At 42.7% G+C, this 4917-nt stretch carries 5 protein-coding genes; 3 read left to right on the top strand and 2 right to left on the bottom strand.

All coding sequences use genetic code 11. The features are described from left to right. Positions 1–228 precede the first annotated feature (228 nt). Entirely contained in the window at positions 229–2565 is a 2337-nt protein-coding gene (locus tag WBJ10_RS17800) for an efflux RND transporter permease subunit (protein ID WP_424292748.1), read from the bottom strand. A 242-nt stretch (positions 2566–2807) separates the two neighbouring features. Between WBJ10_RS17800 and WBJ10_RS17795 the strand changes: the two genes are divergently transcribed. The 3 genes from WBJ10_RS17795 (at position 2808) to WBJ10_RS17785 (ending at position 4608) form a co-directional block, all read left to right on the top strand. Next, positions 2808–3164: a diacylglycerol kinase family protein gene (locus WBJ10_RS17795; protein WP_424292746.1), complete on the top strand. Its 357-nt coding sequence runs from the start codon at positions 2808–2810 to the stop codon at positions 3162–3164. Beyond that, positions 3154–3879 carry a DNA repair protein RecO gene (recO, locus tag WBJ10_RS17790; protein WP_424292744.1) on the top strand — a complete coding sequence of 242 codons (726 nt, stop codon included), beginning with the start codon at positions 3154–3156 and terminating at the stop codon, positions 3877–3879. The genes WBJ10_RS17795 and recO overlap by 11 nt, the downstream gene beginning before the upstream one ends. 198 nt (positions 3880–4077) lie before the next feature. Then, positions 4078–4608 (top strand): hypothetical protein, encoded by a 531-nt coding sequence (locus WBJ10_RS17785; RefSeq protein ID WP_424292742.1) that lies wholly within the window; start codon positions 4078–4080, stop codon positions 4606–4608. 166 nt (positions 4609–4774) lie between these two features. Here WBJ10_RS17785 and WBJ10_RS17780 read toward each other — a convergent pair. Further along, positions 4775–4917: histidine kinase dimerization/phospho-acceptor domain-containing protein (locus WBJ10_RS17780; protein ID WP_424292750.1), on the bottom strand; the 143-nt coding region annotated here is incomplete at its 5' end.

Below are 4917 nucleotides of genomic sequence, written 5' to 3'. Positions count from 1 at the left end.
GGAGCAGGCTTTCTTTACATACTTTACAGCCTTATTCGTAAAATGGATAGGAAAGCGATTTTGGAGGAAAGGGCAGCTGATGATGAGGTGAAAACTGAAAAGTGAAAAGTGAAAATTGAATAAAACGACACGTGGGTGCGTCTACTTCACTTTTCAACTTTCAGTTTCTAAAACGCTGTGTGCGTCTCCTTCAGTTTTCAGCTTTCAACTTTCAGTTTCTAAACCCGCTTATATATCCCAGGTTTCCCCCTTCGTCTTCGCGTTCCTTTTAATCTTCCTCTTATCCAGTAGTACAAGTAAAGCCGGCAGCAGTGTTAGGTTCGAGACCAACGCAATGATCAGGGTTATTGAAAGCAATAAGCCCAATATCATCGTCCCCCCAAAGGTGGATGCAGTAAAAATCCCGAATCCAAAGAATAATACCAAAGCGATATAAGTCATGCTGACGCCGGTTTCCCGTATAGTGTCCGAAATTACCTGTGAAGTACTGAGGTTTGTCGACTGCAATTCCTGTTGATACCGGGTCAGGAAATAAATAGTCTGATCTGAAGCCAGTCCGAATGCGATAGTGAAGATAAGGATAGTTGAAGGTTTTAATGGGATGTTAAAGAAGCCCATTAGTCCGGCCGTGATGATCAGAGGTATGACATTCGGCAGCAGGGAAATAAACATGATTCGCAAATCTTTGAATTGCGCCAGTCGCAGCAGGGATATCAGCACAATTGCCAGGATGATACTTTCCATCAGGTGCCTCAGCATGTAGTCGGTTCCTTTGGAAAAGATAATACTTGATCCTGTTAGGAGTACATCAAAACGCTCCGGATTAAGGATTGAATCAATCCGGGGTTTTAGCTCTTCCAGCAATATGTTCATCCGTTTAGAACCGACGTCGGCCATTTGGAAGCTAACCCTTGCCACCTGTTTAGTGCTGTCAACGAAACCATTCAGCATATTGCTATTACCGCCCGAATTCCCCAGATAGCTGAGTACGAAGTTCTTTTCCATATCATTAGGGATGCGGAAGAACTGCGGATCGCCATTGTAAAATGCCTGGGATGCATACTTCAATGCTTTATTAAGTGAAACCGAGCGCGAGAATTCCGGGTAAGCAGAAATCATCTCTTCTACTCGGTCGACTTTCTTAATGGTTGATAAATTCAGGATCCCGTTTTTCTTTTTGGTGTCGATGCTTAACTCCAGCGGAAGGATACCCTCAAAATTCTTCTCAAAGAATTTCAGGTCACGATTAATCGGCGAGTTCTGCGGCAGGTCGTCCACAACATAGCCATTAACATTAATCTGCAAAACTCCGATAAGGGAGATAAGGGTAATCAAACCCGTTACGATGTAGATCAGTCTGCTCTTTTCGTGCACTAATACGTCGGTTTTTGCTAATAATCGATGCAGCAGGTCCTTGTCGTGTTCCTCCTGAGGTTTAAGTTCTGGAACCGGCAGGTAACTGAAAATTATCGGGATCAGGCAAAGGCAGATGAACCATGTTGCCATAACATTAATGGCAGCTACCAATCCAAACTCAACAAGCAGGGCACTTCCGGTAAAGTATAAAACCCCGAAGCCGATGGCTGCTGTGATATTTGCAATCAGGGTTGTTTCAGAGATCCTTAAAATAGTAACGTGGAGTGCCTTTGCTTTATCACCATGTTTCCTAAGTTCATTGTGATATTTATTCAAAAGGAGGATACTGTTTGGGATGCCAATAATTACGATAAGAGGCGGTATCAATCCGGTAAGTATGGTGATCTCATAGCCAAACATAACGAGTGTTCCGAGGCTCCATATTACCCCTGCAATAACAAGCAGAATGGGAAAGAGCACAGGATAAAACTTCCTGAAAAATATAAATAATATGATAGCAGCAACCAGAATTGACAGACCCAGGAAAAGGACAAATTCTTTGGACACCAGCTGGCTTACAGCCGTGCGTATAAAAGGGAGCCCGGAATAACGGACTTCAATATTGCTTTTTTTGCTGAAGGCATCAGCTTTGTCCCGTATCGTCTTAATGATTGAGGCACGCTTGCTTGAGTTCAGTATTTTGTGATCAAAATTTATGGCCATTAAGGTAGAATGGCTTTCTTTATTGTAAAGCAGGCCTTCATAGAATGGAAGATTATAAATCTGCTTTTTCAGGCTATCCATTTCAGCATCACTGCCCACAGGGTTCGGACTGAGCGGTGTTAAAACAAATCGCTGATTCGTAGTATCTTTAGTCAGGTTGAACAGGTTCCCGATCGATAAGACCGTTTTAATGCCTTCCAGCTTTCCCAGTTCGTTTCCAAGCTTTTGCCATTCGTTGAACTGTTCTTTTTTAAGCAGTTCTGGTGAGCTCACACCCAAGACCATCATATTACCGTCTTCACCGAACTTGCTTTTAAAGTTGTTATACTTAATGAAAGCCGAATCCGTCAACGGAAGTATCTTACTTCCCGTATAAGAAAGTTTTACAAAACTGGCCTTCCATGCCATAAAGGCTGTAAGAACAAAGAAAAACACCAGAATTAAAATGCGGTTGGATAAGATGAATCGGGAAAAGTTATTCCACATGGGCAACGGTTTAAATAAGGAGAAAGCTATGGGGGGCAAAAGTACGGAAAATTCTTACTTTAGAGGGCAATAAATAGATCCAAGAACCAAGAACCAAGAGCCAGGACTTCCACAAGGCGCACCGGCTGCCTATGCATCCAATCTAACAACTAACAACCAACAACCAACAACTAACAACCAACAACCAACAACTAGCAACCAACAACTAGCAACCAACAACTAGCAACCAGCAACACCAATACATGACCAAATTCCTCAAAGGTTTCGAATTCGCATGGAAAGGTATTCTCTACACCTTCCGCACCCAAATCAATTTTCGGGTAGAAGTATTCTCTGCCTTTGGAGTTATCGGTCTTGGTTGGTTTCTCGGACTGGATGCCGGGGAGTGGCTATGGATCTCGTTAACCATCATGCTGGTTCTTGCTGCAGAATTGGCCAACACGGCTGTCGAAACGCTCGTCGACCTCGTTTCCCCGGAATATGATCCCAAAGCCGGAATAGTAAAAGATATATTTGCAGCGTTAGTTTTACTCACAGCTTTTTTCGCTGTAGTAGTGGCTCTATTGATACTCCTTCCAAAAATCCTCCATGCTGCATAAAACCCGTGGTATAGTTTTTAAGGTTACCGACTACTCAGAAAGCAGCGTGGTTGTACAAATCTTTACGGAAAAGTTCGGCTTGCAGTCTTACCTTATTAACGGCATTAAAAGGCCCAAATCAAAGATCAAACTGAACAGCCTGCAGCCGCTGCATTTGCTGGATATGATCGTGTACCATAAAACCTCAGGCAATATACAGCGGGTTTCAGAACTGCGTCATCAACCCGTATTTCAAAGTATACCCTACGACATCGTAAAGAGCTCTATCACCATGTTCCTTAATGAGGTGCTTTACAAATCCCTGCGCCAGCATGAACCCGACGAAGTATTATTCGAATTTCTTTTCCACGCTATCGAAATCCTGGATAGCCTGAGTTCCGGACTGGCAAATTTCCACCTCTACTTTTTGCTTCGCTTAACGCGATTTCTCGGATTTTACCCCGATAACACATTCGCAAGACCCACAGCCTGGTTTGATCTCAAAGATGGCAACTATGCAAAAGTACAGCCCCCGCATTTGCTGATCATTGAACCACCATATACCGCATTATGGATTACCATTCTCAACTCTAATTTCGATAACCTCGACAAACTGCATATTTCCGGCACCGAACGCAAGGTGCTGCTTGAAAAAATCGTCACCTATTACCAGCTGCATATTGAGGGGTTTGGGGAGGTAAAGTCAGTGGGGGTGTTGGAGGAAGTACTGAACTAGGTACCGACCCCGAAGATAAGTTCCCCCACATCCCACTCTCAACTTGTTGCCCTCTTTCCCCATTTGGGGAATATATTCTCATCCCGTTTTTAAGCTTTTTTTTATAATCCCGGTTTACGGCCATTAAACACCGTTTTTATCTCTGGTCTCTCCTTTGTCTATGTATGTCCAAACAACAACCTGATATTAAAACATTATATGAAAAAAATATTCACATTAATCGCATTCATTACTTTAGTAAGTTCAACATCATTTGCTCAAACTGCAAACTTAAACATCACCTTGTCTGATGTGTTATCGTTCACGGTTACACAACCCAACGACCTTAATGTTAACTTCGACACAGAAGAAAAGTACTCCAATGGTATTACAGCCCTGGCAACCGATCACATCAGCGTGGTTAGCTCTAAAGGATATATAGTTAAAGCTGTTGCAGGGACAGTAACCGGTACTGCATTATTAGCTCCAGGTTCAGTTAAACTTACTTCAGCGATTGGAGCAACTAATGCTGGAAATACTGGCGGACTCACTTTCACATCCAATGTTATTCTGCCTGTCGCAGGAAGTGACGCTGCGACCATTGTAACCGCAGACGCTACGTCATGGAACGGCTCTAACTCCGCAAACAAATTCAACGTTTCTTACCTGATAGGTGCTAATGGTGCGTACGCCGGTAAATTAGTTGGAGCGAATGTTATTCCGGTGGTATATACTGTGATCCAAAAATAAGTTACTAAAGAATTATGAACGGTTAGCGCTCAGCCAAGCCACTAACCACTTACAAAATATTTTTCATAGTAAGTTTGCCATCACATGGCAAAGGTTTGGGGAAAGGGTTTCGAAAGGAACCCTTTTTTGTTGTTATAAGCGGTGTTGAACCTCTTAAAAGTCTAATTTAATTGGTCTTTTCCGAAATCTCGTTAACAACTTTATCCAGGTCCTGAGCGGAAGAAAGTAGTAAGTCTAAAATTTCTTCACTATGGCCATCTGCTTTCAGAATTTCAACAAGCCCTAAAATATTTGCAAGGGGTTTTCTGA

Source organism: Daejeonella sp., from assembly GCF_049655485.1.
Taxonomy (GTDB): domain Bacteria; phylum Bacteroidota; class Bacteroidia; order Sphingobacteriales; family Sphingobacteriaceae; genus Daejeonella.
This window is presented reverse-complemented; position numbering and strand designations above follow the sequence as displayed.

Bases quoted from the DNA above. Each gene is read 5' to 3' on its own strand.
- WBJ10_RS17800 (WP_424292748.1), bottom strand. From the start codon at position 2,565: ATGTGGAATAACTTTTCCCGATTCATCTTATCCAACCGCATTTTAATT.
- WBJ10_RS17795 (WP_424292746.1), top strand. From the start codon at position 2,808: ATGACCAAATTCCTCAAAGGTTTCGAATTCGCATGGAAAGGTATTCTC.
- recO (WP_424292744.1), top strand. From the start codon at position 3,154: ATGCTGCATAAAACCCGTGGTATAGTTTTTAAGGTTACCGACTACTCA.
- WBJ10_RS17785 (WP_424292742.1), top strand. From the start codon at position 4,078: ATGAAAAAAATATTCACATTAATCGCATTCATTACTTTAGTAAGTTCA.